Genomic DNA, 25,220 nt, shown 5'->3' with positions numbered 1-25,220 from the left:
ATTCTAAATGCATCAGCTTATTCTATTCGTAAATCGGACGAACCGGATTCGTCTGCTCGCGGTTACGGCCAACCGAGAAGATCGCGATCGGAATGCCTGTCAGCTCGGATACGCGGTTAACGTAGTTACGCGTGTTCTCCGGGAGATCCTCAAGCGTCTTCACGCCGGAAATATCCTCCGACCAGCCTGGAAGCTCTTCGTAGACCGCTTCGCATTCGGATACCAATTTGAGGCTTGCCGGGTAAATCTCGATGACTTCGCCGCGCAATTTGTAGCCCGTGCAAATTTTCACCGTTTCCAGGCCTGTCAGCACGTCCAGGGAGTTAAGCGACAGACCCGTAATGCCGCTGACGCGGCGCGCGTGACGGACAACTACCGTATCGAACCAGCCGACGCGGCGCGGACGGCCTGTAACCGTACCGTATTCATGACCCTTGTCGCGAATGAGTTGGCCGATCTCGTTATCCTGCTCCGTCGGGAACGGGCCATCGCCTACGCGAGTCGTATAGGCTTTGGCAACGCCGATAACCTGTTGAATTTTCGAAGGGCCTACGCCCGAACCGATACATACGCCGCCAGCCGACGGGTTGGAAGACGTAACGTACGGATACGTTCCTTGGTCAATGTCAAGCATAACGCCTTGAGCGCCTTCGAACAAAACCTTTTGACCTGCGTCGATTGCATCGTTTAGAACGACCGAAGTATCGGTTACATAAGGACGAAGCGTTTCTGCGAAACCAAGGTAATCACGAACGATGTTGTCTGCGTCAAGCGGCTCGCCGCCATAAACCTGCTGGATTAATTGGTTCTTCTCTACGATGATGCCGCGAACTCTCGACTCGAACTCTTCCGCGTCCATCAGATCAGCGATCCGGATACCGTTACGCGCTGCTTTGTCCATGTAGCAAGGACCGATTCCCTTGCGCGTCGTACCGATTTTGTTATCGCCTTTACGGTCTTCCTCAAGTCCGTCCAGCACGAGGTGGTACGGCATAATAACATGAGCGCGGTCGCTAATTTTGAGGTTAGCCGTCGAAAATCCGTTATCATGAATATAATTAATTTCGTCGATCAGCGCTTCCGGATTAATAACCATCCCGTTACCGATGACGCAAGTTTTGTCGTGATTAAAAATACCCGATGGAATCATCGTCAATTTGTATTTTTTGTTGTCAATGAGGATCGTGTGTCCGGCATTGTTACCTCCTTGGTAACGAGCGACGACGTCGGCTCCCTCAGCCAAGTAATCAGTGATTTTGCCTTTACCTTCGTCTCCCCACTGTGTACCAACAACAACTACCGTAGACATAATTATACCCCCGTCCGGTGTTTATGAACACCGAAAATTACCGTCTTAACTTATAATAACGTCAAAAGACAGCACTAATAGTGTAGCAGTCCAACTCCGAGAAGTCAAACTAAAAACGAACAATTGCATAGCTGCCCATGCAATTGTTCGGAAATTCATGAAGCATGTGACGGTTCTTCATGCGTTCGGTCAAGACTGACGAATTTATTGAATTGCTTCAGAAACGCAAGCTCGACGGTACCGACCGGTCCGTTACGCTGCTTGGCGATAATAATTTCGATAATGTTCTTCTTCTCCGACTCTTTATCGTAGTAATCATCCCGGTAAAGAAAGGATACAATATCGGCATCCTGCTCAATGGATCCGGATTCCCTAAGGTCAGACATCATCGGACGCTTGTCCTGCCGCTGTTCAACGCCCCGGCTGAGCTGCGAAAGCGCAATAACGGGTACCTCGAGCTCACGGGCAATATGCTTCAACGTACGCGAAATTTCCGAAACCTCCTGCTGCCGATTCTCACCGGCTTTGCCGCGGCCGGAAATAAGCTGCAGGTAATCGATTAGAATCATGCCCAGGCCGCGTTCCTTCTTTAGACGCCGACACTTTGAGCGTATCTCGGCAACGGTAATGCCGGGTGTATCATCAATATAGATTTCAGCCTCTGACAGGGCACCGATGGCCATCGTCAGCTTCTCCCAATCATCGCCTTCGAGATGGCCCGTCCTCATCCGCTGCGCATCGACGTTTCCTTCCGCGCAGACCATCCGCTGTACGAGCTGGGCGGCGGACATCTCCAGACTGAAGATGGCTACGGTCTCGCGGGCGCGTACGCCGACATTTTGGGCAATATTGAGCGCAAATGCCGTTTTACCTACCGAAGGACGGGCAGCAACGATAATCAAATCGCTTCGTTGAAAGCCGGCCGTCATCCGGTCCAAATCGGTGAAGCCCGACGGTATGCCCGTCGTGCCTCCGCGATTCGAATACAGCTGCTCTACCTTCTCGAACACTTCCATCAGCACATCGCGGATGGAGATAAAGCCGCCGCCTGCCCGGCGATTCGAAATTTCGAGAATTTTCTTCTCCGCGTCTCCGAGCAGAACGCCGACATCCTCCGAATTGGCATAGCCGTCGGATACGATGTTCGTCGCCGTTCGGATAAGCCGCCTCAGCATCGATTTCTCTTCTACGATCTGCGCGTAATAATCAACGTTCGCCGCCGTCGGCACGGCATTGGCGAGCCTGGCTAAATAGCTGACTCCGCCAATATCCTCGAGCAATTGCTGATCCTGCAGATGAGCGGTCAGCGTTACGAGGTCAACCGGCTGGTTTTCCTCCGCAAGCTCAACCATCGCTTCAAAAATATGTCTATGAGGACCGCTGTAAAAATCTTCGCTTCGTACCCTCTCCATCGCCGTGATGAGCGCTTCAGCCTGCAGCAGCACCGCCCCGAGGACGGCCTGCTCGGCTTCCAGGTTTTGCGGTGGGACACGGTCAAACATCAGCTCTGTACTCATGGGTCTCTCCTTTGTTATATATACGCTTACTCCTCAGCCGCCTGCACGCTCAGCTTCGCCTTCACTTCGGGATGAAGCTTAACGGCAACCTGCGTTACGCCAAGCGTACGAATCGGATCCTCGAGCTCAATTTTACGTTTATCGATCTTAATGTCTTGCGCGGACAATGCCTCGGCAATTTGCTTGCTCGTAATGGCGCCGAATAGTCTTCCGCCCTCGCCGGCCTTTGTTTTTATGACAACTGTCATCTCTTCCAATCGTTTGCCCAGCTCCCGGGCATCTTCCTTTTCCTTCTCCTTGCGCTTCTGCTCAGAAGCAGCCTGCAGCTCCAGCGTCTTCAGGTTCCCGTCGGATGCCGGCTTCGCCAGCCCTTTCGGCAGCAAGAAATTGCGCACATAGCCTTCGGAGAGCTCCTTCACTTGCCCTTTTTTCCCTTGTCCTTTAACATCCTGCAAAAAGATCACTTTCATTCAAATAACCCCTCTTCCGATTCGATTTCGTCCAAAACCTTCTTCAGACGATCTGCAACCTCCTGAACGGTGCCTTCCAGCTGAGCGGCAGCATTCGTCAAATGCCCGCCTCCGCCCATCCGTTCCATTACTACCTGAACGTTCATATGGCCAAGCGAACGTGCGCTAATGCCGATAAGTCCGTCAGAGCGCTCCCCGATAACGAAGGAAGCCAAAATATCCGTCATATTCAGCAGCGTATCGGCTGATTGCGCAATGAGAAGCTGCGAATATTTCCGTCCGCTTTCCGTAACCGCGATCGCCACATGCTCGTAAAGCACCTCAGCATGCTTAATGATTTCCGCTTTGCGTACATATTCCTCGAGATCCTCCTTCAGCATGCGCTGAATCATCATCGAGTCCGCGCCGTTTCTGCGAAGGAACGAAGCCGCCTCGAACGTCCGGGCGCCTGTGCGAAGCGAGAAGCTCTTCGTGTCTACCGTTATGCCTGCAAGCAGCGCCGTCGACTCCCGTACATCAAGCACAACGCGGTCATGTATATATTGCAGCAGCTCCGTTACGAGCTCGCAGGTCGATGATGCGTAAGGCTCCATATAGACCAATATCGCATTAGAAATGAATTCTTCGCTGCGGCGGTGATGATCGACTACAACGATACGATCAGTTTGATTTAGCAGCTTCGGCTCCTTCACCATCGAAGCCTTATGCGTATCCACTACGACCGCGAGCGTCTGCGGCGTAACTAACGCGAATGCCTGTTCCGGCGATACGAAACGCTTGGACAGCTTCTCGTCCTCGCGAATCAGCTCCATCATCTTCTCGATCGCCGGATTCACGCCCTCGAGCACGATGTACGCTTCTTTGCCGAACAGCTGCGCCGCTTTCATAACCCCAATCGCCGCCCCGATGGCATCCATATCGGGCATCTTATGGCCCATAATGACAACATTGTGGCTCTCCCGGATGAGATCGCGCAGCGCATGAGCGACGACCCTTGCTCTTACGCGCGTTCGCTTCTCCACCGCATTGGATTTGCCGCCGTAGAAGGATTGACGGCTGCCAACCTTAACCGACGCCTGATCGCCGCCTCGTCCAAGCGCGATGTCCAGACTCATATGCGCCCATTGCCCGAGCTCTATAATATGGTCGGCCCCAGCCGCGAACCCGATGCTCAGCGTGACGGGGATCTTATGATCGCCCGTTATTTCCCTCACCTCGTCAAGGACGATAAAGCGGGACTGCTCCAGCACCCTGAGCGTCTTCTGATCCGTGACAAGGAGGAAGCGGTCGCTTGTCAATCTCTTCAAATAAATATGGTACTTCTGTGCCCACTCCGTAATTTCCGCCGTCACCTTCGACAGCATCGAGCTGCGCTGATGATCGTCCAGCCCCTGCGAAACTTCCTCGAGGTTATCGATCATGACCACGCCGAGTACAAGCTTCTCATCCTCGTATTTGCGGCCCAGCTGCCACAGATCGGTAATGTTCTTGACGTACAATATCCGTTCTTTCTGTTTAAATATAAGCTGGTACACATGCGAACCGATCGTCGCTTCAATGGTCCCTTCGCGCTCTTTCACCTGCTGCAGCGTCGGGAACAGCTCCGCTAACGGCACGCCGACCACGGATTCCCGCTCCAGCATGCCCGCGATATACGGATTATGCCACTCCACCGTACGTTCTTCATTATATAGAATAATACCGAAGGGCAGCTCGCTGACCACGTCATTGCCTGCCTTCTTCACCCGATAGGAGAGCGTGCCTAAATAAGATTTCAAATCCTTGCGGAACGCCCGCTCAGCCATTACGGTATAGACGCCCAAAGCGCCCGTTAATACGAGTGCCAGCAGCCCAAGCAGCCATTGAAACCATGCGAGCGCCACCGTCATGAGCGCCATTGCGATAAAGGCCCAAATTTGATGCATTCCGTGCCATCGTGTAACCAAAAACTTCGGCATTTCCGATCCGCTCCTGTGCTATGGTTTCGTGAAAGACTTGCGGATTGGAAAAGCGGTATCCAGCACGCCGATTAAGCTTAGCGGCGGGAAGATAAGCACCGGAATCGCAATAAGCACCGGCACCGCCTGGTTCCACCCCCGCTGATGGGCGAGGAAGAAGAAAAATCCGACAGCCTGAAACGCAAATACAAAACTAAGCAGCGGCACCAAGTTCATAACCGCGACCGCGAAGAAGGTTTCGCTTGTCGTGGACGAGAATAGCTCAATGACATACACGATCAAATAGATCACCACTAACACGCGCGGCAGACGCCATTCCCTGGCCGGCATAAAACTTGGCACATCAGGTCCACCGCTCCACTTCACCGCTCTGCGGGCGATGTATTGCGTAATGATCGTGTACCCGGCAGCAATCATAATGAACGTCATCGGAAGCGAATTAATCATCATGCGGACGACCGCATCGGTAAATTCCGAATTCCACTCCTTCGGAAGCACGCCTTGCGCCAGCATATTATCCATCGTATCTCTGACCATCGTGCTCATCTCGCGAATGAGCGAAATATCCAGAAACACCTCGAATATAAGCAGCTCCAGCATCAATTGAGCCAGAAAAACGACGCCTACCGTCCGAATGACTCTCGAGGCTGGCGCTTGCTTCATATACAAGTGCCCCATGATAATGGACGGGATGAGAAAGAAAAGCCCGATAATAAGCGTTGCCGGCCCCCCTGCGAAAAAAGCGATCACCCATACCGGAACGAGATGCAGCACAAATAATTTTGGCGGAAGCGTCGTATACAGGACGACGTAGGGCACCATCAGCAGAAGCAAGGATATTACGTTTAACAACGGCACAACTAAGGACAATAATAAAAGGAGTGCCGCAAAGCTCCATAGCACTGGTTTCAAGCCGGTATTCAAACCGTTCACCTCTTGCGTATATAATCTGGTTTCTTACGAAACTTTTACAACTCATTATAGCATAAAAAGTTAAACCTTTTGCTGCTCCATAATGATCTTCTCGCAATAATCGATAATCTCGCTTCTGCGCACGATGCCGATAAACCGGTTCATGTCATCGACGACCGGCACGAAGTTTTGCACCTTCGCAAGTGAAATCAGATCGTCCATGTTCGCGTCAATCCGCACCGTCTTGTTATTCAACCTCAGAGGCACGTCAGTCAACTTCACTTTATTCGTATGTTCAAGCGTCAGATCGGCATATTTTTTGACGAACCAAAGCAGGTCGCCCTCGGTAACCGTACCCGCATAGCCGCCGTCCTCATCAAGGATAGGCACCGCCGTGTAGCGGTTGTATTCCATTCTCTCCAGCGTTTGCCTCAGCGTCATATCTTGCGTGAAGCATACGACCTCCTGCTTTGGCAATAAGAAAAAAGCGATGTTCATTTTTTCCAACAACTCCGTTCCATTTGCTACATCAATTAAAAATGAATAGAAAAAAGGTCTACTGACAGCTTGTTCCGAATACAATCATTGCAAGAATATGTGAAATAGAAAGGGTGATCGTACGTTATGCAACCTCCATTCCTGCAACCGGACCCGTCCTCTACCGGCCTGAACCCTAAAACAGCGGGCTTACTTTGTTATTTAGGGGGATTTATAACCGGCATTATTTTTCTGGTGCTTGAGAAACAAAGCCGCTTCGTGAGATTACATGCTTTTCAATCGATCGTCGTGTCTGCCGCGTTTATTGTCCTTAATATCTTGTTCGGATTTATTCCCTTGGTCGGATGGCTTCTCGGCTTACTGCTGTTACCGGTCGGATTTGTTTTATGGATCGGGCTTATGCTGCTTACTCTCCAGGGCAGGCTCTATAAGCTTCCCATCATCGGAGACTGGTCAGAGCAGCAGGCTAATCGGTTTTAAACAGGCCAACGCCCGCATCGGACAGATTCTATTATACCGAAATCTCGATCAGCTTCGCATCCCTCTATTTTATTTCCCAAAAAATGGACGGCTTACTGCCGTTCTTTTTCGTTCAAATAATAAGTTCATATGAACTATTCAATAAACCATGTGAACGACTCCGCAAACGTGAGGTATTGGCTAATTAAACTCTACTCGTCCGTTAAAACAAGCGTTTATGACGATATGCTACCGATTTTGAACGCATAGGAGGTTTGATGAATATACGAAAAGTTCGTACTATTAGCGTATGTGATTTAAAAACTAATAAAAAAGGATCGTGAACATTCATTATGGGTATAGGATTTAATCTATTTATGGTTGCTTTGCTAGTTGTGTTAACCGCTTTTTTCGTAGCTACCGAATTTGCTATTATCAAGCTTCGGTCCAGCCGTGTCGACCAATTAGTCGTTGAAGGAAAGAAAAATGCGCTTGCCGTTCAACGAGTAACAAGCAACTTGGATGGTTACCTATCCGCGTGTCAGCTTGGTATTACAATAACCGCTCTCGGTCTTGGCTGGCTCGGAGAGCCTACCGTTGAGAAAATGCTCCTTCCCGTATTCGAGCAGTGGAACTTAGACAGCGGTCTGAGTCATGTATTAGCCTTTCTAATCGCCTTTATCGGAGTTACCTTTATTCACGTCGTTATTGGTGAGCTTGCACCGAAAAGCATCGCCATTCAGAAAGCAGAGTTCGTAAGCTTTGCTGTAGCCAAACCGATTATTTTTTTCTATAGAGTCATGTATCCATTCATCTGGATCTTGAATGGTTCCGCCAACTTCCTGGTTCGTTTATTTGGTCTAAGACCTGCGAAAGAGCATGAAGATGCTCACACCGAAGAAGAAATTCAAATTATTTTGAGCGACAGCTTGGAGAGCGGCAAAATTAACAATACCGAGTACGGTTACGTAAACCGCATCTTTGCTTTCGATGAAATGCTGGCAAGAGAAATCATGGTCCCTCGTACCGATATGGCCGTCTTATATAAAAATAATTCCTTGAAAGAGAACATGGATATTATTCGCAAGGAGCAATACACCCGCTTCCCGGTTGCCGGCGACAGCAAAGACCATATTATCGGCATGATCAACACGAAGCAATTATTTCTACAATATCAAGTAAACAAAGAAACCGATCTTCAAACGCTTATTCATCCCGTCATGACCGTGTCCGAGGTGCAGCCGGTCAAGACGCTTCTGAAGCGGATGCAGCAAGAGCGCATGCACATCGCCATTGTCGTGGATGAGTACGGCGGTACATCGGGACTCGTTACGATCGAGGATATTCTTGAAGAAATAGTCGGCGATATCCGTGATGAATTCGATGGAGATGAACGCAAGGATATTGAAAAGCTGGACGATCACTCTTATCTTCTGGATGGCAAAGTTTCACTCAACGAGCTTAGCGTCCTCATCGGCGTAGAGCTGAAGCATGACGAGGTGGATACGGTAGGCGGCTGGTTGTACAGTGAAATGTATGACGCAAGGCCCGGTAAGCAATTTGAATATAAACATTTGCTTTTCACTGTCCGCGAGGTAAGCAAGCATCGGGTAAATAAGGTGGAGTTGACAATTCAGCAGCGCGAGGATCTGCTCAAAATCGATGCCGTATAGGCTCATATTAGAGGACCGTGTCAGTCGACACCGTCCTCTTTTTTTTGCCTGCGAGCATATTCTGCTGAAAACATGGGGAATCTTAAAAAAAATGAACAAGGAAGGAATTTCTGATGTTATTTAACTTTATTGGCGGATTCATCATTCCTTGGATATTCGGTATATATTTAGCGCTTAAAAGCCCAAAAACGCTTTTATTGATTTTCCCGGTCGGAGCTGTCTTCTCATTAGCGATTAACAACATAGGCTTTCATTTCAAATTTTGGATCTTTACCCCCATTATGCCGAATAACGAATCCATCTCTGCCCTGCCGCTGGATCTCGGACTATACCCGGTACTTGCCTGCTTCATGATAAAGTCCATTATGACCAATCGCAGCATGGCGGCGCTCATTATGTTTCTATTCATCCTGTTTACGACCTTGCTGGAGTTTACAGGACTGCTATTCGGTAAAGTATTTTATAGCAACCACTGGAATATTGGGTTTACATTCCTCTCCTACGTCATCGCCTTCGGCGGTGTATTTTTATACTTCAAGCTTCTGGAGCGTTTCCGTCTGCTTTAGCGAATACAGAAGGCTTACGCATCTTTCCCGCTGTTCTCCTCCTGGTAGAGGGAGGAATGATCCTTAAACCATTCGAACAGGTGAATAACGATAACCTTCAGTACCGCATAGCCCGGGACCGCAAGGACGATGCCTGCGATGCCGAATAAATTGCCAGCCGTCAAAATAACGAAAATAATCGTAATCGGATGAATTTGCAAGCTTTTGCCCATAATTTGCGGTGAGATGAACTTACCCTCAATAAACTGAACGATCGTCCATATGACGATCATCTTCAGCAGCATAACCGGTGACGTGACCATCGCTACGACTAATGCAGGGGTAATCGCAATGGCCGGTCCCAGATAAGGAATTATGCTTGTACATGCCGCAACCAGAGCAAGAACAAGCGAATACTCAAGACCGATAATCAAATAGCCTGTATATAACAAAATGCCGATACAAAAGCTGACAATGATTTGTCCTCTAATATAGCTGCTGATTTGGCTATTCATCTCTGCCATGATCCGTTTCGATTGCGGCTGCAGCTTATTCGGCAGAAAGCCGACAATCTTTTGCGGCAGCTGCTTCCCGTCCTTCAGCAGATAGAATAGAATGAACGGCAGCGTCAATATAGCGAGGATCACCTCTTTAAGCGCCCCTACAATGGAGCCCAGGCTGAAAAGCACACCGTTCAATATCGAGGTAGCCTGCTCCGTTACATTACCCGTAAGCTCTGTGGGATTTAGGTTGAACCATTCCTGAATTTGCAGAAAACCCGCGCTTCCCATAAACTGCTCAAACTTCTCCCTAAGCTGTTCCACGTATTCAGGCAGATTCTGCAGCAGCCCCGTCACCTGTTCGATCAGAAAAGGAATGACCGCTACGAGTATGATCGTGATCAGCCCCGCCGCAAGCAGAAAAAGGGCAATAATCGAAATAACGCGCTTAATCCCCTTTCGTTCCAAATAATCGACGGCGGGGTTCAGCAAATAGTAGACGATTCCAGCTAAAATAACCGGCAGCAGCAGCGTCTTAAGCAATACCGTAAACGGAGTGAAAATGTAGGATATTTTGGTCAATACCATAATATTGAGTCCAATAAGCAGCAATACGAGCAGAAACAAAACGAATTTGTTGTTCAGTATAAATTTTTTGAACCGCCCGGTTCCCGTTCTGACATTCTCCATACCGACAATCCCTCTCTTCTTCTCATGCAGATGTACTTTTTTTACTAATTGTAACATTTCACTAAAAGAGAACGCGAATGGTATTTCCCTTCCATTTTCTTGCAACCTTGCCCTTCGCTTTTGCGTATCTATACATATGTCAAAAATACCTTAGGAGGGATTTAAGTGTCTATTTTCAAACGACTGCGAGACCTTACATTATCGAATGTTTACTCTCTAATTGAAAAAGCAGAGGACCCTGTCAAACTTACAGATCAATATATTCGCGATATGCAAGAGGACTTGTCAGATGCGGAGAAAGCGGTAGCCGCTCAAATCGCCATCGAGAAAAAATTCAAACAGCTCTTCGAGGAGCAAACACAGTTAGTCGAGAAACGCGGCGAACAAGCGCATCTTGCCGCTCAGGCTCAAAACATCGACCTGGCCCGCCGTGCTTTAGAAGAGAAAAAAGCAGCTGAACAGAAGGTGAATGAGTACAGGGCGAGCTTCGACCAAAACAAATTTCTCGCTGACAACCTTCGTGCGAAGCTCGATGAAATGCGGAAGCAGCTTACCGAGCTCAAGAATAAGCGAGAAACGCTTGTCGCACGCTATAATGCCGCCAAAGCTCAGAATGAGATCAATAAAGCGATCGCAGGCTTCGGATCCGATACGGCGTCGGCCGGCATGAAGCGAATGGAAGAGAAAATGCTGCAAATGGAAGCGCAAGCCGAAGCGAGCAACGAAATGACCTCCAAGGGCAAATCCTTGGATGAAGAATTCGCGAAGCTGGGCAAAGACAAAGCGGTCGAAGATGAGCTTGCAGCTCTCATGAAGCAATACGAGAAGCAATAACCCTACCCTTTAACTGGGAAATATTGTATAGTATGACCGCTGGCGTTACGAATCGGACTCCCGGTTTTAACCGAAAGCGGTCATTTTTTTAATTTGGAAATTTTGGAGGAATTTACGATGTCGTGGATTGATCTTATTCGCATTCCCGTGTGGACGGGTGCAGGTGCCGTTTTATTATTCATCATCATGTTTCTGGATTCCCGCTTCACGAAGTACAACGATTTGCAGGAAATAAAAAACGGCAACACTGCAGTAACAACCCGCTTCGTCATAAAGCTGTTTGCTCAAGCGTATATTTTGGCTCACTCCATCGCAAAATCCAGTGAAATGCTGGAAGCGCTCGTCATCTCCCTCATCTCCTTCGTCCTCTTGCTTGTATTGGAATGGATGGTTGAGAAAATCGTTACCGCTATGAGCGGTATGAAGCTGGAGCAAGGCATTCATGAAGGCAAGATCGGGTACGCGCTGTTTGTCGGCTCCCTTCATATTGCCGGCGCGCTGATCATCGGGTCTGTCTAACTTTATATAAGGAGCATACAAGATGAGCTTGTTGAAACGAATTAAAAACCTACTCACGCCTTCCCAGCCGGCTGTTGCTGAGAAAAGCATTTTGACATTGTCCCCTGGAGATGTATGCGAGGTTTCCTTGGTTACGTACAAGGTCACAGGCCGAACAAACAATCGGGCGCGAAACGCCGTTGTGCTTACCCTGCAAGATGGCGTTGATATTCGCTATTTAGCAATTGAAGAACGGGAAAGAACAACCTATGCGCTCTATAGCCCGATTGACGGCCGACTGGATTCGATAGACGAGGTGCCGACTATTTTGGAGCTGGATGACCGTTCTTACCATATGGAGGAGCAATTCTCCGGATTAATTGCAGCAAGCGGCAAAACGCCTTACATGCAAGGAGGCGAACAGCATGTTTGGCAGTATCAGTCAGACGATATGAAGCTGCTGCGGGTCGAATGGCAGAACGGACGCTTCATGCTCTATGAAGGAGAAAGCGTTCTGCCTGCCGATGTACGCGTGCTCCGCGGCGGATAGGAGAATAACGATGAACAAATGGTGGCATCAATCGATTAAGTACCTGCTTCTGCTAAGCTTTATCGTTCCTTTGCTTACCGCTTGCACCGTATCGGAAACCGTAAAGGAGCAATATCCGTTAGAATCGGTCAATGGCTCAGGCAATCAAACCTCCTACGTGTATCGTGCCGAAAATCAAACGGTACCCCAGGTTGCTGCCGAATTTGTGAAGCAGCGGAAGCCTGACCAGCAAAGTGAAGAAAGCACCGAGCGGATGTTTCTTGTCTACTCCGACGAAATCATACATTTACAGCAAGCGCCCGATGCGCCGGAAGATACGCTAATTGAAATAGACTCCAAGGAATATGTGCGCCAAAACTACAGCCCCGGGTTTCTTGAGGGTTACTTAATTGCCAGCTTGCTTGATGACCTGTTCGATAAGGGCAATTATGGAGGCAATTATCGCGGATACACATCCAAGGATATCTACAAGCCAAAATCCTCCTACAGAACTCCGACGGCGGATGATCATAAGCTTGCGCCTCCGGTTACGGTTGACCGTACCGGCTCGATATTCAAGCGTTCCAAAGACGCCAATACATCAACTTCAACATCAGCTTCGCCTAAAGCCATTACAACTAAACCATCCGCCTCAACCGGCAAAATCGTGAAGGACGATCAGCCAAAAAGCAGCACGGGCAAAATTTTCACGAAGCCCAAAGCTTCAAAGCCAAAGATAAAGATCGGAAAAAGCCGAATAACCCGGCGAAGGTAATGATAGAAACGAAGCAGCTCTCTGCATGAGAGCTGCTTCATACCCCGGCGAATGATCGGATTGTGGGGTTACTGCTTTTCCCGTTCCTTCTTAATCGAGACCGACCAATCATCCTGTACGCTGCGCTCCCACAAGGGGACACCGGACCGGTACGCCGCCCTCCCATTTAAATGCCCGGCAACCGGCGCCGTTATAAATACGAAAACAATTCCGAGCAGCAGCTTGGCGCTGACATGTTCCAAATAAAACGCGAAGTACAGAAAAACTCCGGCTAATATGAAAAGAACGCCAAGCGTCGCGCTTTTGGTTGCCGCATGCGATCGCAGGTAAACATCCGGCAACCGTACTAGCCCAAAGGCGCTCAGCGCACTGATAAGCGCTCCGATTAGGACAACCAGTCCGATTAGAATCTCACCTGTCTGACTCATCATCTCCGCTTTCAATAACAACACCTCTTTCAATATATCGCGCAAAAGCAGTTGTTCCTATAAAGGTTAAGATGCCGATGACTAATATAATGTCAAAATAGGCATACGTTTTGAGCAGCATGCATATGATGGCGATCATAGACAATAGAAGGACTCCGATCATGTCGAGCGCTGCGATACGATCCGAGATAGACGGTCCTTTCAGCAGCCGGTACATGCAGCCAACAACCGCTATCGACAATATTGCCAACGATATAAGCAGAAGACTAGACATCATGACCGCGTCACCTCCATAATCGCTCTTTCAAACGTGCCCTTGATTTGCTTGGACAGCTCTGCCGCATCCTCGATATCCATCGCGTGAATATACAACGTACGACCGTCTCGTCCCACGTCAAGCGTAAGCGTGCCTGGGGTTAGGCAAATCAGGCAAGAAAGAACGGTGATTTCCCAATCGGACGTCAGCTCCGTCTCCAGCGCGAATATCCCCGGACGAATCTCCAACCTTGGACGAATAATTTGCAGCATGACCGCAAAGCTCGAAATAAACAGCTCTTTGACGAACAGAATAAGCAGCTTCATGACCGCCCATAATCTCTTCATATAAAAATCATGCGGCCAAAAGCGGCTAAGCAGTCCGATGCAAATGACGCCAAGCAGATAGCCGACCGTAAACCTTGGAACTGACCAGTCGTTGTATAAGAACATCCATACGAAGGCAATGATCAGGTTTAATAATATTTGCAAGGCCATCCCATCTACTCCTTCAGCACGGCATCTATATATAGAGCCGGGTTCATTAACGTATTTCCCGCTTCCGACGCCAACCGGTATACCCACTCGGAACCAAAGCCCATCATTATGACGATAATAAACAAGCCTGCCACAGACCAAACCATGCTTTTGGGGACCGCAGCCGGCGAACTCGCCAGCTGCTTCTCTTCTCCCCAGAAGGCGTTCATGAATAGTCTGATTAACGAATAGAGCACAATAAAGCTTGATGCAAGCGATACGCCCGTCAGCCAATAATATTGCTCCTGCAAGCCTCCTTGAATAAGGAGGAGTTTTCCGGCGAAGCCGCTAAGCGGCGGAATGCCGGCGATTGCCAGCGACGCGATAAAGAACATCCAGCCTACCGCCGGATAACGCTTAATCATGCCGCCCATTTCCTTCAGCTTGCTTGTACCGGATAGATGGACGATCATACCGCCCAATAAAAACAACAATGCTTTGGCAACCATGTCATGCAGCAAATAAAAGACGACGCCGTCAAGCGTTTCCTTCGAGGCCACCGCTAGTCCAAAGGCGATGAAGCCAACCGTAATGACGACATTATAATTCATGATGCGCTGCACATCGGAATAGGCAATGGCACCGAACGCACCCAAGATCATCGTCGCGGCAGCCATCCAAGCGATCCAGTTATGCGTGACAAGCGGATCGTGGCAGAAGATAAGCGTGAATGTACGAATCAGCGCATACAAGCCCACCTTCGTAAGCAATGCGCCGAATAACGCGGATACGGCCGCAGGCGGAACACTGTAGGAGTCTGGTAACCAAAAAAATAGAAACAAACCCGCTTTGAGCGAAAATACGATCATAAACAAAATGGCAATGACGTTTAACACGCCGTCCTGGCCCGCCTGAGCTACGCGCAGAGACAGGTCAGCCATATTCAAGCTGCCTGTGACGCCGTATAAATACGCAACGGCGGCAACAAATAATGTCGACGATAAAATATTGATCAATATATATTTTAACGTTTCGCGCAGCTGCCGCTTCGTGCCGCCTAATACGATGAGCGCATAGGAGGATATGAGCATGACCTCGAAGCACACAAACAGGTTAAACAAATCACCCGTCAGAAATGAGCCGTTAACCCCCACCAGCAAAAACTGAAAAAACGGATAATAGTAATAACGCTCCCGCTGCTCCCCTACCGTACCGAACGAGAAGAATAAACAAAATGCACCTACCGCTGTCGTTGCAAGAACAAGCAGCGCGGCGAGCATATCCGCGACAAACACAATGCCGTAAGGCGGCAGCCAACCTCCCATATACAGCGTCTGAATGCCCTCCGCTCTCACCTGATGCAGGATCGTCCACGCAGCAGCCGCGGTCGCCAATAAGCTCAGGGCGCTTAGCCACCTTTGTACGGGTATGTTATTTTTAAAAAAGATAAGAATAGCGGCTGTACATAATGGGATAAGAAGCGGAAATACGAGCAGATTATTCATCTTCTTTCCCCCTTAATTGTTCCATATCGTCGGTCCCCAGCTTCTGATACGCCTTGTATGCGAGCACGAAGAAGAAGGAGGTGACGCCGAAGCTAATGACAATCGAAGTCAGAATAAGCGCCTGCGGAAGCGGATCTACATAGACATCCGCCTCTTGCCCAAGCAGCGGAGCGGCTCCCGTTTTTAAGCGGGACATCGTAAGCAAGAGCAAATGAACGCCATGCGTAAGAAGCGAGGTGCCTAATATAATGCGCAACAGGCTCTTGGTTAAGACCAGGTATACGCCGACCGTAAACAGCACGCCTATCGCTAGTGACATGTATAGTTCCATCTTTAGTTATCCCTCCCTATCGCCAGGATAATCGTCATCGTAATGCCTACTACCGTCAAATAAACGCCCAAATCGAACAGCAGAGCGGTTGCCAGCTCCGTTTGGCCAAGCAGCGGCAAGGGAAAGTACCCAAAGGCATGACTTAGAAACGGAGCATCAAATACGAAGGACCCGATACCCGTCAGCAAAGCCACAAGGATGCCGGCTGCGCTCACCCTGCGGAAATCGATCGGAATCACTTCCCGAATCGTCTTGATGCCGAATGCCATAGCCAGCAGCACGAATGCAGCAGCCGTCATTAGAGCTCCGATAAAGCCCCCGCCCGGTTCATGGTGGCCCGAAAAAAACAGGTACAAGGAAAACGTCAAAATAATAAAGATAACGACCTTGGATATGGTCTGCAATATGACATCGTTGCTCTTTATCCCATTGATCGGCAGCTTGCTTCCGCTCTCCCAATAGCCTGCGCCGGCCGACTCTTGCTCGCCGGGCAGCTTCAATCTGATTAGCGCGTAGATCCCGTACGACGCAATGCCAAGTACAACAATTTCGAGCATGGTATCGAATCCGCGGAAATCAACGAGGATGACGTTGACGATATTTTTACCGCCGGCAAGATTGTAGCTTTCTTCGATGAAAAACTTGGAAATCGACTCAAACGAACGGCTGCTGCTTGCGCTTAAAGCGATTAAGGTCATGACAACGCCGACCCCGAGCGCAATGATAAAGTTCGACAGCTTAAAGCGTAAAGCGACAATCTCCTTCTTCAGCTTAGGCAGATGGTAGAAGCAAAGAAGGAACAAGGTAACGGATACCGTCTCCACGATCATTTGGGTCAGAGCCAAATCCGGCGCCCGGAAGATAACGAAGAACAAAGTAACCATATACCCTGCCGTACCTGTCAAAATAATGGCCATCATCCGCGAGCGTGCGAAAGGAACCGCGATGACCGGCACGATGAGCGCGAAAATAATAACCGCCTCGTACAGCGACATCGGTGCGAATGCAGAAAAGTCGAACCGGATATTCGCGGAGCTGCCCATCGTAACCGCAATGGAAACGATTAGGAAAATAAAAATATAAATCAAATAGTGGCGGATAGAGCCTGTCATGTAACGATCCGTCAGACCCTTTGCTCCTCGATCAAGCATGCTTAATCCGCCATCGTAGGTTTTATTTAACGTCATGCCGCTAAATAGCGGCTGGTTGAGAACTTTTAAACGATGGTGAAGCTTGAATAAGACAACTCCAAATGCGATAACGCCGATTGTCATAAATATTTCGGTCGTCCACCCATGCCAAATATGAATGGCCGCATCGAATTGTTGTCCAGGCAGAAGCATCGTCGGGTGAATCGCCGCCATAGCCGGCTCGATCAGCGTATAGGACAGCAAATTAGGAAATAAACCGAACACAACGGCAAGCGATGCCAGCACAACTGGCGGAAGCAGCATCCCCAGAGGGGCTTCATGCGGCTTTTTCTCCAGCTTTTCAAATTGCTTCTTGCCCGTAAAGGTTTTAAATAGCAGCAGCATGCTGTATACGAACGTAAAGATGCTGGCCACCCAGGCGATAACCGGAAAGATTACCCCTAAAAACTGCATATGGAATACGTCCATCTCCATAATGTTCAGAACCGCCGTAAAAAACATCTCCTTGCTCAGGAAGCCGTTAAACGGCGGCAGGCCTGCCATGGAGAAGGTTCCGATTACAGCGATAGAGAAAGTAACGGGCATGACCGACATTAAACCGCCAAGCTTGCGTATATCTCTGGTTCCCGTCTCATGGTCGACGATGCCGGCAACCATGAACAAGGCGCCTTTGAACACCGCGTGGTTGATGAGATGAAAGATGCCCGCCATCGTCGCTTTCACGTAAAATAAAGACTCGCTCGTTCCCGAATAAACGGCCGCCGCCGAGCCTAGACCGAGCAAGCTCATGATGAGCCCAAGCTGACTAATCGTTGAGAAGGCGAGCATCGACTTCAAATCGGTCTGCTTTAACGCCCGATATGATCCATAGGTCAACGTCACGATTCCCGTTGCAGATACGAGCCAAAACCAGCCCGCTTCTCCCGCAAATACGGGGCTGAACCGTGCGACCAAATACAAGCCGGCTTTAACCATCGTTGCGGAATGCAAATATGCGCTTACTGGCGTCGGAGCCTCCATCGCATCAGGCAGCCAAATGTGGAAAGGAAATTGCGCCGATTTCGTGAAGGCTCCGAGCAGAACCAACAGCATAGCCGGTACGAATAAGCTATGGTCAGTCATGCTTGCTGCATTTCCAATGATCTCCCGAATGCTGAACGTACCCGTCATCAAATAAAGCATGACGAATCCGCCGAGCATAGCCAAACCGCCAAAAACGGTAATGAGCATCGACTTTAGTGCGCCATACCTCGACTTCTCCCTTTGATACCAGAAAGCGATCAGCAGAAAGGACGAAATACTCGTCAGCTCCCAGAAGCCGTACAGAACGATAAGATTATCGGAAAGCACCACGCCGAGCATAGCCCCCATGAATAACAACAAATAAAGGTAGAACATTCCAATGGCTTCTTTTGTTTTGTTCATATAAAAAATCGAATAAAGAATGACCAAGGAGCCAATTCCCGTAATGAGAAGCGCGAATAACAGCCCTAGCCCATCTAAATAAACGGTAAAGTCGACTCCCAGCGAGGGTATCCAAGGTACGGATGACGTTACCCGCTCCCCGTCTTGCACCTGAGGCAGCCGTCCCAGAAAATAAATGAACATAAATACGGAAGCAGGTAAAATCAACCAACCGGTGTGAATACGCTGCGCCATTTTATGCAGAAACGGACTGACTACGGCGAACATAAAAGGCAAAATAATAACGAGATGCAGCAAAGACAACGTTCTTCCTCCTTAATCCTGCTTGATGTACTTATTAAGTATTCCCAAATTTAACTAAAAGTACGTGCTTTTCGATAAATTACGAGAAAAAACGCAAAAAGAGCCCGCTGTTGGCAGGCTCCTCCGATTAAAACGATTATGATATTGTTTTTATGCTGTTACTAAGTATATCGTCCTCTCCTTACGTTGTCAAAAGAAATCGAACGATTATACCGCCTGCAGGAATGAAATTCGGCCATATAGGGGATTACTCTTTAGTAAGAAAGGAGTGATTTTCATGCTGGCGCGAAAAATAACGGTTTCCGCATTTGTATTTATACTTATTATCGTCGCAGGAGGCGTATGGAGCTATCATATAGCCAGGCAGCGATCTAATGAAACTTTTTTGGCCCCCTACAATTACTCGTTCACCATCTATTCAACCAAATACTCCACGAATACGATGGACCGCTCCTATCCCTTCTCTCCAAGGGAATATATAAGAATCATTCACCGGGTGAAGAATGAGCCCAATTAACATTGTTAAAACTTGTGTTAGTATAAAAAGAAGCCTGTCGGAGGATCCCAACAGGCTTCTTTGCTCCTATAACCTATTCCGTTGTATATGGAAGCAATGCAATTTGACGTGAACGTTTAACTGCGATTGTAAGCAAGCGTTGGTATTTCGCGCTTGTTCCAGTCACACGGCGCGGCAAGATTTTACCGCGCTCGCTGATAAACTTTTTCAGCAAATCTGTATCTTTATAATCAATTTTAGCGATTTTGTTTACAGTGAAGAAACATACTTTACGACGTTTGTTGCGTCCGCCTTTACGTCCGCTGAACTTACGTTCTGGACGCTCGTCGCCGCCGTTATCTCTTTGCTTGAAAGCCATGAGTCATATCCTCCGTTTCGTTGAAAAATTTAAAAAGGCAGATCATCTTCCGATATATCAATTGGGCGTCCGTCATCCTGGAACGGGTCACGGCTGTCATTTCGCGAGTTATTGTTTGATTTGTTTCCGCCTCCATTAGAAGCGTTGCCGCCGGAGTAGCCTCCGCCACCGCTTGTACCGCCGCCAAAACTGCTGTAGCTGCTGCCTCCGCCCTCTTCGCGCGGTGCTCCGCCTTCACGATTGGACTCTAAGAAGCGAACGTTATCAGCAATAACTTCCGTCACATAGACGCGCTTGCCTTCGTTGTTCTCATAGTTCCGCACTTGAATGCGTCCCTCAACCGCTGTTAAACGGCCTTTGCGCAAATAGTTGGCGCAGGTTTCTGCCAGCTGACGCCAAGTTACAACCGGAATGAAATCCGCTTCACGTTCGCCGCCGCCGCTTGTAAACGGACGATCTACCGCGATCGTAAATTGTGTAACTGCAACACCCGCAGGCGTATAGCGCAGCTCGGGGTCTCTCGTCAATCTACCAATCAATATAACACGGTTTAACATCGTTTCCGACCTCCCAATCGAACAATCCTGCGTAGACTAAGCGACGTCTCTGACGATCAACGTACGAATAACTTCATCCGTAATCTTCATGATGCGGTCAAGTTCATTCACAACTTCAGTCGTTGCATTGAAGTGTACCAGAACGAAATAACCGTCACGAAGCTTGTTGATCTCATACGCAAGGCGGCGTTTGCCGATCACGTCTGTCTTAGTGACCTCTCCGCCGTTGGAGATGATGCCATTGAATTTATCAACGAGAGCTTGAACATTTTCCTGTTCAACTTCTGGACGAATGATGTACATCACTTCATATTTGCGCATATTGTTTCACCTCCTTTTGGACTAACGGCCCCATAAATGGAGCAAGGAACGAGCTTCTGCTCGCATCTCTACACTATACCAAATCAAATTGCCTATTACAAGTAAAGATTTTTCGAAAAGGTTTGCCGCATACGTTTATAGCCGTATTCTGCTACTTATGCAATAATGCTCTGCTGCGAATACTAAGGTTTCGAACGACTGCTGATTTGCATGCGTTCTACAAACCAGAATAAGCTGGAGGCGATTGGAATGGGCGAATGGACAAGATTTGAACAAGGCGACAGAGCACCGAATGACGGAACTTATATTGAAGACGGCGCAAATTCGTACCACATGGGCATTCAAAACCCAAAGAAGGTGACGCTCAGCAAAGGCGAGCGCTTCCCGCAAACGACCAACCATGAACGCAAGTGGAAGCGGATGGGACATTAACATTTTGTAAATGGTCGTGCATATTTAAGACTTCTGCGGGTCAATCTAATGTTCGACGGTGTAAGAGAGGTGTGGTTCCGTTGGACCGTTTCGTTGTGAAATATATGGCTCGTATATAGGTAAAACTTATACGTCCTTGTATTTCGAAAGGAACTCCAGAGGATTTCGTTCACTCAGGAAAGAAGCGGAGGGTTGTGCCAAAGACACTTGTCTGTAACACACGCGCATTCGACCATTCGTACGTCAAACCGTTCAACGGATACGTATGATTGTGCTCAAGAGGATTTAACGAAGCGATTGCTGACTTGCTCCAATTGACGAATGACAGCTCCAATGTTTCACACGCTTTATTGAGAATTGATCGACTCAACTATCAACCACCGTCAATGAAGCGGGCTCGCAAGAGCTCTCTTCTTTTTTATTCATGCCAAGCTTCTTGTTATGATGGAGATATACAGTAACTTCTCGGTCCCAAGCCCCGTTTAGCGCGTTATGATGGATTTATACAGTGTATGAATGTTCTAAAAATCCCTCAAGTCGATTCTTAACTTCGTACCAATCCTCATCAATAATACTGTATATTACGTAATCTAATTCATTATATTTTTTTCTTAATATTCCTTCCTTTTTTGCTCCCAACCGCTCGATAGCTTTTTGAGAACGGCTATGAGTTGTCGTTGTTATAATTTCGACACGAACAGCTTTCCAATCCTCGAATGCATATTTTAATAACAAGTATTTACACTCTGTATTAACCGCTGTTCTCCATACCTTAGGGGAATACCATGTCCAGCCAATATTTAAATTTTTGTGTATTTGTGAAATCCGCAAATATCTTGTCATCCCAACAAATTTGTTTAGTTTATGATCAAAAACTGCATACGGAAATTGTTCTCCGCGTTCTCTCCCTGAAATTGCTGTATAAATGAAGTTCTCCATTTCTTTTATTGTTTGGACTTTTATCGGGAGGCTCCCCCATATTTCAGGAAATCGTGAGCATTGAAATAACGAATCGGCATGCTCAAATTCAAGTGGGATTAATGATATTCGGTTACCTTGTAATTGAGTAAATTTCATCGCTTCATTTCCCTTTCTCCTTAACAAAAAACCTCCCACATGGTTTCATGTAGAAGGTTAATTAGTTAGGTGTATGGAATCATCTAGGTATGTACCTGCAACGATTTATTATAATAGCTAGTCCCAAACCCTTATATAATAAGGAGTTCATTTATGGCGGAGAAGGTGGGATTCGAACCCACGCACGCTTTGACACGCCTAGCTGATTTCGAGTCAGCCCCCTTGGGCCTCTTGGGTACCTCTCCGCATGTAAAAATTATTTTATCATACAGCTTGTCTTCATGCAAGTGTTTCTCAAATAATTTTTAAATTGTGCTTGTTATGCTTCCATGCTGCTTTCATCGGATGCTTTGGAGCGAAGCACCTTCTTCATATTCTTCTCGAACTTCGCTCTCGGAATCAGGACACTGTGCTTGCAGCCTACGCATTTTATGCGGATGTCCATTCCCATTCGTATGACTTCCATTTCATTAGAGCCGCATGGATGCTGTTTTTTCATTTGAACGACATCGCCGAGCTCAAACTGCTTACGCTCCATCTTTCACGCCTCCCTTTTCATTCCGATGATAAGTCACCATTCTTGGATATGGTATTTCAATTCCGCTCGAGTCCAGCGCTTTCTTGATCTCCATATTTAGTTTACGGGAAACAATAGAATGCGTGTTCGGCCGACATTCAGCAATCACTCGAAGCGTTACGCCGGTAGGAGCGATGGCCTGAATGCCCAACACCTCAGGCGCATTAACCAAATTTTCATCCTGCATGCTAATCATCGTAAATCGAATGACTTCCAGAGCGCGGTCTACCTCTTCCTCGAACGCTATCGAGATATCGACTACCGCCAAAGTGTTGTTAATGGAGAAGTTCGTCACCTCATTGATCATGCCGTTTGGCACGATATGCACCTCTCCTGTCCAGCTCTGTATTCGAGTCGTACGCAGCCCAATCATTTCGACCGTCCCCTTAAACTGCCCCGTCTGAATGACGTCACCAACGGCGAACTGATCCTCAAGAACGATGAAAAAGCCCGTAATGATATCCTTTACCAGACTTTGAGCGCCGAAGCCAATGGCTAAACCGAGTACGCCTGCTCCTGCAAGCAATGGGCCCAAATCGATTCCGAACTCGGACAATACGAGCATGCCTGCAATAAAATATACGACATAGGAGGCAACATTTTTCAAAAGCTTGCCTACAGTTCTCATACGTCTTACATGGCTCGGCAAGCGCTTGATCTCACGCTCTAATACGCCTCGATTTATGGTTTTATGTATAGCCCATACAATCAATCTGCTCACAACCAATATGACAATAACGCGAAGCGCTGCATTTCCGAAGTTCAGCCACAGCTCGTTATCTGTTAATCCTGTAATCGTACCCTTATATAGTTCTTCAATTGCCATGCCTATTCCTCCTTATACCCTTGGTCGAACCTCAAACCTGCTTAAAGATCTACTTGTTCATATCCCTTATCGACGGGCTTAAATATGCCTCTTATCTCAACATTCTCTTGTACAATGACATCCTTCACCATCGTTAAATCCTCTTCCGGAAAATGTATCGAAAGTGCACAGCCAGCCGTTATTTCCTTTGGCGTAGGGCAAATATCTATTTCAACTTCTGCATACTCGAGCAGCATCTCCGCTCGCAGCGCCTGCTGTGTCGAATCAAATGCAATTAACATGAGTACGTCCCCCTTTGCAGCCTAAATCTTTATTCTAAACTATCGGACGTATAAAATGGTTGTCTCATCCATATACTAGTAACATATTGTTCTATTGGAGGGGTTCTATGAAGCTTCCATTTATGAAAGAGACACCATTAAAGGTACCGTACACTACGGTTAACGTTATTGGCATCCTTGTCAATCGTCTGACTGCCATGCTTGAGGAATTGGCTGATGGCCGTCCTATCGTCGTCGTATGCATCGGTACCGACCGTTCCACCGGCGATGCGCTTGGTCCGCTCATCGGCACGTCCTTGTCCAAGTACCGCAGTCCTCATTTTAGTCTGTTTGGCACATTGGAAGAACCCGTTCATGCTATGAATCTCGATGACACGTTAATGGAAATTAACCGCCGTTTTCATAAGCCGTTTATTATAGGCATTGATGCTTGCCTCGGTCAGGTTGCCAGCGTTGGCTCCATTCAGGTCGGTATGGGCCCTGTTCGCCCAGGTGCAGGCGTTAATAAAGAACTGCCTCCTGTCGGCGATATCCATATAACCGGAATCGTGAACGTAGGAGGCTTCATGGAATATTTCGTTTTGCAAAATACGCGGCTCCATCTCGTGATGAAGATGGCTGATACGATTTCGATAAGCTTATTTACGGCTATTGTTAACCATACCAATGCAAGCCGTGCAAGGGAACAAACGGCCGTAGCGGATAACAGCTGATGGACGATTGTTGAGGATCTTATTTCGCTTCCAGAATCGCCTTTCTTTCCTCCGGCGTTAACGGATAATTAGATTCTCCTTTGGCAAGCGGCTTCGCATAGACATACGAATTTTCCCGGTTATGAATAGCGGAGAACACGGCTCCATCCTTCTCGTCATTAATAATGGCGATGGAAAAGCTTAGATCACTGCCCTGCTCGGCAAATGCATTATAGCGTATAATTCCTATTCTGCCTTTTTGCCGCGGCAAAGAGGTTTTTATTTCTTTAAGCTGCGATTGCAATTGTTTCGTTTCCTGCTGCTGTTCGGCAAGACCTTCCTTAATCTCCATGATCACATCTTCCAGGTTCGTCACGCCCATATTCCCCATGACCGCTGTATATTGTTTTCTAAGCTTTTTCAGCCGCCCGCCAATTACTGCAATCCAGATGAATAAAATAATGACTAATAAAAATAAACCTGCCGTTACTGCATTCATCGGATTTGTTGTCCAATCTTCCATTGTTGCTATTCCGCCCC

Annotated in this window: 31 protein-coding genes and 1 tRNA gene; 10 read left to right on the top strand and 22 right to left on the bottom strand. The window is 47.9% G+C overall.

Annotation, left to right across the window (positions count from 1 at the left end):
• Window positions 1–22 precede the first annotated feature (22 nt).
• The 6 genes from L1N85_RS15985 to L1N85_RS15960 all read right to left on the bottom strand — a co-directional run bounded on the left by L1N85_RS15985 (window position 23) and on the right by L1N85_RS15960 (window position 6,664).
• Window positions 23–1,309 carry an adenylosuccinate synthase gene (locus tag L1N85_RS15985; RefSeq protein WP_235240079.1) on the bottom strand — a complete coding sequence of 429 codons (1,287 nt, stop codon included), beginning with the start codon at window positions 1,307–1,309 and terminating at the stop codon, window positions 23–25.
• Window positions 1,310–1,464: 155 nt separating this feature from the next.
• Window positions 1,465–2,826 carry a replicative DNA helicase gene (gene dnaB / locus L1N85_RS15980; protein WP_235240078.1) on the bottom strand — a complete coding sequence of 454 codons (1,362 nt, stop codon included), beginning with the start codon at window positions 2,824–2,826 and terminating at the stop codon, window positions 1,465–1,467.
• Window positions 2,827–2,852: 26 nt separating this feature from the next.
• Window positions 2,853–3,296, bottom strand: coding sequence for a 50S ribosomal protein L9 (gene rplI / locus L1N85_RS15975; RefSeq protein ID WP_235240077.1), 444 nt, complete (start codon window positions 3,294–3,296; stop codon window positions 2,853–2,855).
• Window positions 3,293–5,254, bottom strand: a complete 1,962-nt coding sequence (locus L1N85_RS15970) for a DHH family phosphoesterase (protein WP_235240076.1) — start codon at window positions 5,252–5,254, stop codon at window positions 3,293–3,295. The genes rplI and L1N85_RS15970 overlap by 4 nt, the downstream gene beginning before the upstream one ends.
• An 18-nt stretch (window positions 5,255–5,272) precedes the next feature.
• Window positions 5,273–6,178: a DUF2232 domain-containing protein gene (locus L1N85_RS15965; protein ID WP_235240075.1), complete on the bottom strand. Its 906-nt coding sequence runs from the start codon at window positions 6,176–6,178 to the stop codon at window positions 5,273–5,275.
• A 69-nt stretch (window positions 6,179–6,247) separates the two neighbouring features.
• Window positions 6,248–6,664, bottom strand: a complete 417-nt coding sequence (locus L1N85_RS15960) for a CBS domain-containing protein (protein WP_235240074.1) — start codon at window positions 6,662–6,664, stop codon at window positions 6,248–6,250.
• Window positions 6,665–6,790: 126 nt separating this feature from the next.
• Here L1N85_RS15960 and L1N85_RS15955 point away from each other — a divergent pair, with 126 nt between their 5' ends.
• The 3 genes from L1N85_RS15955 to L1N85_RS15945 all read left to right on the top strand — a co-directional run bounded on the left by L1N85_RS15955 (window position 6,791) and on the right by L1N85_RS15945 (window position 9,362).
• Window positions 6,791–7,144: a DUF4870 domain-containing protein gene (locus L1N85_RS15955; protein ID WP_235240073.1), complete on the top strand. Its 354-nt coding sequence runs from the start codon at window positions 6,791–6,793 to the stop codon at window positions 7,142–7,144.
• A 332-nt stretch (window positions 7,145–7,476) separates the two neighbouring features.
• Window positions 7,477–8,796: a hemolysin family protein gene (locus tag L1N85_RS15950; RefSeq protein ID WP_235240072.1), complete on the top strand. Its 1,320-nt coding sequence runs from the start codon at window positions 7,477–7,479 to the stop codon at window positions 8,794–8,796.
• Between the two features lie 113 nt (window positions 8,797–8,909).
• The gene (locus L1N85_RS15945; protein WP_235240071.1) at window positions 8,910–9,362 is read left to right on the top strand and encodes a CBO0543 family protein; all 453 of its coding nucleotides are present in this window, start codon (window positions 8,910–8,912) and stop codon (window positions 9,360–9,362) included.
• A 14-nt stretch (window positions 9,363–9,376) separates the two neighbouring features.
• Here the strand turns inward: L1N85_RS15945 and L1N85_RS15940 are convergent, their stop codons facing one another.
• Window positions 9,377–10,531, bottom strand: a complete 1,155-nt coding sequence (locus tag L1N85_RS15940) for an AI-2E family transporter (RefSeq protein WP_235240070.1) — start codon at window positions 10,529–10,531, stop codon at window positions 9,377–9,379.
• Window positions 10,532–10,696: 165 nt separating this feature from the next.
• Between L1N85_RS15940 and L1N85_RS15935 the strand changes: the two genes are divergently transcribed.
• The 4 genes from L1N85_RS15935 (at window position 10,697) to L1N85_RS15920 (ending at window position 13,167) form a co-directional block, all read left to right on the top strand.
• Window positions 10,697–11,365, top strand: coding sequence for a PspA/IM30 family protein (locus L1N85_RS15935; protein WP_235240069.1), 669 nt, complete (start codon window positions 10,697–10,699; stop codon window positions 11,363–11,365).
• A gap of 117 nt (window positions 11,366–11,482) precedes the next feature.
• Complete coding sequence (locus tag L1N85_RS15930) at window positions 11,483–11,884, top strand: DUF350 domain-containing protein (protein ID WP_235240068.1); 402 nt, start codon at window positions 11,483–11,485, stop codon at window positions 11,882–11,884.
• Between the two features lie 22 nt (window positions 11,885–11,906).
• The gene (locus L1N85_RS15925) at window positions 11,907–12,413 is read left to right on the top strand and encodes a DUF4178 domain-containing protein (protein WP_235240067.1); all 507 of its coding nucleotides are present in this window, start codon (window positions 11,907–11,909) and stop codon (window positions 12,411–12,413) included.
• Window positions 12,414–12,423: 10 nt separating this feature from the next.
• Entirely contained in the window at window positions 12,424–13,167 is a 744-nt protein-coding gene (locus L1N85_RS15920) for a DUF4247 domain-containing protein (protein WP_235240066.1), read from the top strand.
• A 68-nt stretch (window positions 13,168–13,235) separates the two neighbouring features.
• On the opposite strand, the gene mnhG is transcribed toward L1N85_RS15920, so the two are convergent.
• The 6 genes from mnhG to L1N85_RS15890 are packed head-to-tail and all read right to left on the bottom strand — an operon-like array spanning window position 13,236 to window position 19,042.
• Window positions 13,236–13,595, bottom strand: a complete 360-nt coding sequence (gene mnhG / locus L1N85_RS15915; protein WP_235240110.1) for a monovalent cation/H(+) antiporter subunit G — start codon at window positions 13,593–13,595, stop codon at window positions 13,236–13,238.
• Entirely contained in the window at window positions 13,579–13,872 is a 294-nt protein-coding gene (locus L1N85_RS15910) for a Na(+)/H(+) antiporter subunit F1 (protein ID WP_235240065.1), read from the bottom strand. The genes mnhG and L1N85_RS15910 overlap by 17 nt, the downstream gene beginning before the upstream one ends.
• Window positions 13,869–14,348, bottom strand: a complete 480-nt coding sequence (locus tag L1N85_RS15905) for a Na+/H+ antiporter subunit E (protein ID WP_235240064.1) — start codon at window positions 14,346–14,348, stop codon at window positions 13,869–13,871. Before L1N85_RS15905 ends, L1N85_RS15910 begins: the two co-directional genes overlap by 4 nt.
• Before the next feature lie 5 nt (window positions 14,349–14,353).
• The gene (locus tag L1N85_RS15900) at window positions 14,354–15,832 is read right to left on the bottom strand and encodes a Na+/H+ antiporter subunit D (protein ID WP_235240063.1); all 1,479 of its coding nucleotides are present in this window, start codon (window positions 15,830–15,832) and stop codon (window positions 14,354–14,356) included.
• Entirely contained in the window at window positions 15,825–16,163 is a 339-nt protein-coding gene (locus tag L1N85_RS15895; protein WP_235240062.1) for a Na(+)/H(+) antiporter subunit C, read from the bottom strand. The genes L1N85_RS15900 and L1N85_RS15895 overlap by 8 nt, the downstream gene beginning before the upstream one ends.
• Before the next feature lie 2 nt (window positions 16,164–16,165).
• The gene (locus L1N85_RS15890; protein WP_235240061.1) at window positions 16,166–19,042 is read right to left on the bottom strand and encodes a Na+/H+ antiporter subunit A; all 2,877 of its coding nucleotides are present in this window, start codon (window positions 19,040–19,042) and stop codon (window positions 16,166–16,168) included.
• Window positions 19,043–19,319: 277 nt separating this feature from the next.
• Between L1N85_RS15890 and L1N85_RS15885 the strand changes: the two genes are divergently transcribed.
• Window positions 19,320–19,559 carry a hypothetical protein gene (locus L1N85_RS15885; protein ID WP_235240060.1) on the top strand — a complete coding sequence of 80 codons (240 nt, stop codon included), beginning with the start codon at window positions 19,320–19,322 and terminating at the stop codon, window positions 19,557–19,559.
• A gap of 73 nt (window positions 19,560–19,632) precedes the next feature.
• Here L1N85_RS15885 and rpsR read toward each other — a convergent pair whose 3' ends face one another.
• Genes rpsR through rpsF form a run of 3 tightly spaced genes read right to left on the bottom strand, consistent with a single transcriptional unit; the run spans window position 19,633 to window position 20,795 of the window.
• Window positions 19,633–19,917: a 30S ribosomal protein S18 gene (gene rpsR, locus L1N85_RS15880; protein ID WP_235240059.1), complete on the bottom strand. Its 285-nt coding sequence runs from the start codon at window positions 19,915–19,917 to the stop codon at window positions 19,633–19,635.
• Between the two features lie 29 nt (window positions 19,918–19,946).
• The gene (gene ssb / locus L1N85_RS15875; RefSeq protein WP_235240058.1) at window positions 19,947–20,474 is read right to left on the bottom strand and encodes a single-stranded DNA-binding protein; all 528 of its coding nucleotides are present in this window, start codon (window positions 20,472–20,474) and stop codon (window positions 19,947–19,949) included.
• A gap of 36 nt (window positions 20,475–20,510) precedes the next feature.
• Window positions 20,511–20,795, bottom strand: a complete 285-nt coding sequence (gene rpsF, locus L1N85_RS15870; protein WP_235240057.1) for a 30S ribosomal protein S6 — start codon at window positions 20,793–20,795, stop codon at window positions 20,511–20,513.
• Between the two features lie 249 nt (window positions 20,796–21,044).
• On the opposite strand from rpsF, the gene L1N85_RS15865 reads away from it, so the two are divergent.
• A complete protein-coding gene (locus tag L1N85_RS15865; RefSeq protein ID WP_235240056.1) occupies window positions 21,045–21,227 on the top strand; it encodes a YjzC family protein in 183 nt (60 codons plus the stop codon).
• Between the two features lie 501 nt (window positions 21,228–21,728).
• Here the strand turns inward: L1N85_RS15865 and L1N85_RS15860 are convergent.
• The 5 genes from L1N85_RS15860 to L1N85_RS15840 all read right to left on the bottom strand — a co-directional run bounded on the left by L1N85_RS15860 (window position 21,729) and on the right by L1N85_RS15840 (window position 23,988).
• Complete coding sequence (locus tag L1N85_RS15860) at window positions 21,729–22,331, bottom strand: GNAT family N-acetyltransferase (RefSeq protein ID WP_235240055.1); 603 nt, start codon at window positions 22,329–22,331, stop codon at window positions 21,729–21,731.
• A gap of 127 nt (window positions 22,332–22,458) precedes the next feature.
• Window positions 22,459–22,549, bottom strand: a tRNA-Ser gene (locus tag L1N85_RS15855).
• Between the two features lie 74 nt (window positions 22,550–22,623).
• Window positions 22,624–22,842, bottom strand: coding sequence for a DUF951 domain-containing protein (locus tag L1N85_RS15850; protein ID WP_235240054.1), 219 nt, complete (start codon window positions 22,840–22,842; stop codon window positions 22,624–22,626).
• Window positions 22,832–23,707: a mechanosensitive ion channel family protein gene (locus L1N85_RS15845; protein ID WP_235240053.1), complete on the bottom strand. Its 876-nt coding sequence runs from the start codon at window positions 23,705–23,707 to the stop codon at window positions 22,832–22,834. The genes L1N85_RS15850 and L1N85_RS15845 overlap by 11 nt, the downstream gene beginning before the upstream one ends.
• 41 nt (window positions 23,708–23,748) lie before the next feature.
• Window positions 23,749–23,988: a DUF3343 domain-containing protein gene (locus L1N85_RS15840; protein ID WP_235240052.1), complete on the bottom strand. Its 240-nt coding sequence runs from the start codon at window positions 23,986–23,988 to the stop codon at window positions 23,749–23,751.
• A 107-nt stretch (window positions 23,989–24,095) separates the two neighbouring features.
• Here L1N85_RS15840 and yyaC point away from each other — a divergent pair, with 107 nt between their 5' ends.
• The gene (gene yyaC / locus L1N85_RS15835; protein WP_235240051.1) at window positions 24,096–24,701 is read left to right on the top strand and encodes a spore protease YyaC; all 606 of its coding nucleotides are present in this window, start codon (window positions 24,096–24,098) and stop codon (window positions 24,699–24,701) included.
• A 19-nt stretch (window positions 24,702–24,720) separates the two neighbouring features.
• Here yyaC and L1N85_RS15830 read toward each other — a convergent pair whose 3' ends face one another.
• Window positions 24,721–25,203, bottom strand: a complete 483-nt coding sequence (locus L1N85_RS15830; RefSeq protein ID WP_235240050.1) for a DUF4446 family protein — start codon at window positions 25,201–25,203, stop codon at window positions 24,721–24,723.
• Window positions 25,204–25,220 lie beyond the last annotated feature (17 nt).

The organism is Paenibacillus alkaliterrae, from assembly GCF_021532375.1.
GTDB lineage: Bacteria > Bacillota > Bacilli > Paenibacillales > Paenibacillaceae > Pristimantibacillus > Pristimantibacillus alkaliterrae.
Note: the sequence above shows the minus strand (reverse complement) of the source record. Positions and strands in the feature narration are given on the sequence as shown.

Bases quoted from the DNA above. Each gene is read 5' to 3' on its own strand.
- dnaB (WP_235240078.1), bottom strand. From the start codon at position 2,826: ATGAGTACAGAGCTGATGTTTGACCGTGTCCCACCGCAAAACCTGGAA.
- L1N85_RS15930 (WP_235240068.1), top strand. From the start codon at position 11,483: ATGTCGTGGATTGATCTTATTCGCATTCCCGTGTGGACGGGTGCAGGT.
- yyaC (WP_235240051.1), top strand. From the start codon at position 24,096: ATGAAGCTTCCATTTATGAAAGAGACACCATTAAAGGTACCGTACACT.
- L1N85_RS15905 (WP_235240064.1), bottom strand. From the start codon at position 14,348: ATGGCCTTGCAAATATTATTAAACCTGATCATTGCCTTCGTATGGATG.
- L1N85_RS15830 (WP_235240050.1), bottom strand. From the start codon at position 25,203: ATGGAAGATTGGACAACAAATCCGATGAATGCAGTAACGGCAGGTTTA.
- L1N85_RS15945 (WP_235240071.1), top strand. From the start codon at position 8,910: ATGTTATTTAACTTTATTGGCGGATTCATCATTCCTTGGATATTCGGT.
- L1N85_RS15885 (WP_235240060.1), top strand. From the start codon at position 19,320: ATGCTGGCGCGAAAAATAACGGTTTCCGCATTTGTATTTATACTTATT.
- L1N85_RS15840 (WP_235240052.1), bottom strand. From the start codon at position 23,988: ATGTTAATTGCATTTGATTCGACACAGCAGGCGCTGCGAGCGGAGATG.
- L1N85_RS15925 (WP_235240067.1), top strand. From the start codon at position 11,907: ATGAGCTTGTTGAAACGAATTAAAAACCTACTCACGCCTTCCCAGCCG.
- L1N85_RS15920 (WP_235240066.1), top strand. From the start codon at position 12,424: ATGAACAAATGGTGGCATCAATCGATTAAGTACCTGCTTCTGCTAAGC.
- mnhG (WP_235240110.1), bottom strand. From the start codon at position 13,595: ATGAGTCAGACAGGTGAGATTCTAATCGGACTGGTTGTCCTAATCGGA.
- rpsF (WP_235240057.1), bottom strand. From the start codon at position 20,795: ATGCGCAAATATGAAGTGATGTACATCATTCGTCCAGAAGTTGAACAG.
- ssb (WP_235240058.1), bottom strand. From the start codon at position 20,474: ATGTTAAACCGTGTTATATTGATTGGTAGATTGACGAGAGACCCCGAG.
- L1N85_RS15985 (WP_235240079.1), bottom strand. From the start codon at position 1,309: ATGTCTACGGTAGTTGTTGTTGGTACACAGTGGGGAGACGAAGGTAAA.
- L1N85_RS15940 (WP_235240070.1), bottom strand. From the start codon at position 10,531: ATGGAGAATGTCAGAACGGGAACCGGGCGGTTCAAAAAATTTATACTG.
- rpsR (WP_235240059.1), bottom strand. From the start codon at position 19,917: ATGGCTTTCAAGCAAAGAGATAACGGCGGCGACGAGCGTCCAGAACGT.
- L1N85_RS15910 (WP_235240065.1), bottom strand. From the start codon at position 13,872: ATGATGTCTAGTCTTCTGCTTATATCGTTGGCAATATTGTCGATAGCG.
- L1N85_RS15970 (WP_235240076.1), bottom strand. From the start codon at position 5,254: ATGCCGAAGTTTTTGGTTACACGATGGCACGGAATGCATCAAATTTGG.
- L1N85_RS15950 (WP_235240072.1), top strand. From the start codon at position 7,477: ATGGGTATAGGATTTAATCTATTTATGGTTGCTTTGCTAGTTGTGTTA.
- L1N85_RS15895 (WP_235240062.1), bottom strand. From the start codon at position 16,163: ATGGAACTATACATGTCACTAGCGATAGGCGTGCTGTTTACGGTCGGC.
- L1N85_RS15900 (WP_235240063.1), bottom strand. From the start codon at position 15,832: ATGAATAATCTGCTCGTATTTCCGCTTCTTATCCCATTATGTACAGCC.
- L1N85_RS15955 (WP_235240073.1), top strand. From the start codon at position 6,791: ATGCAACCTCCATTCCTGCAACCGGACCCGTCCTCTACCGGCCTGAAC.
- L1N85_RS15850 (WP_235240054.1), bottom strand. From the start codon at position 22,842: ATGGAGCGTAAGCAGTTTGAGCTCGGCGATGTCGTTCAAATGAAAAAA.
- L1N85_RS15865 (WP_235240056.1), top strand. From the start codon at position 21,045: ATGGGCGAATGGACAAGATTTGAACAAGGCGACAGAGCACCGAATGAC.
- L1N85_RS15960 (WP_235240074.1), bottom strand. From the start codon at position 6,664: ATGAACATCGCTTTTTTCTTATTGCCAAAGCAGGAGGTCGTATGCTTC.
- rplI (WP_235240077.1), bottom strand. From the start codon at position 3,296: ATGAAAGTGATCTTTTTGCAGGATGTTAAAGGACAAGGGAAAAAAGGG.
- L1N85_RS15845 (WP_235240053.1), bottom strand. From the start codon at position 23,707: ATGGCAATTGAAGAACTATATAAGGGTACGATTACAGGATTAACAGAT.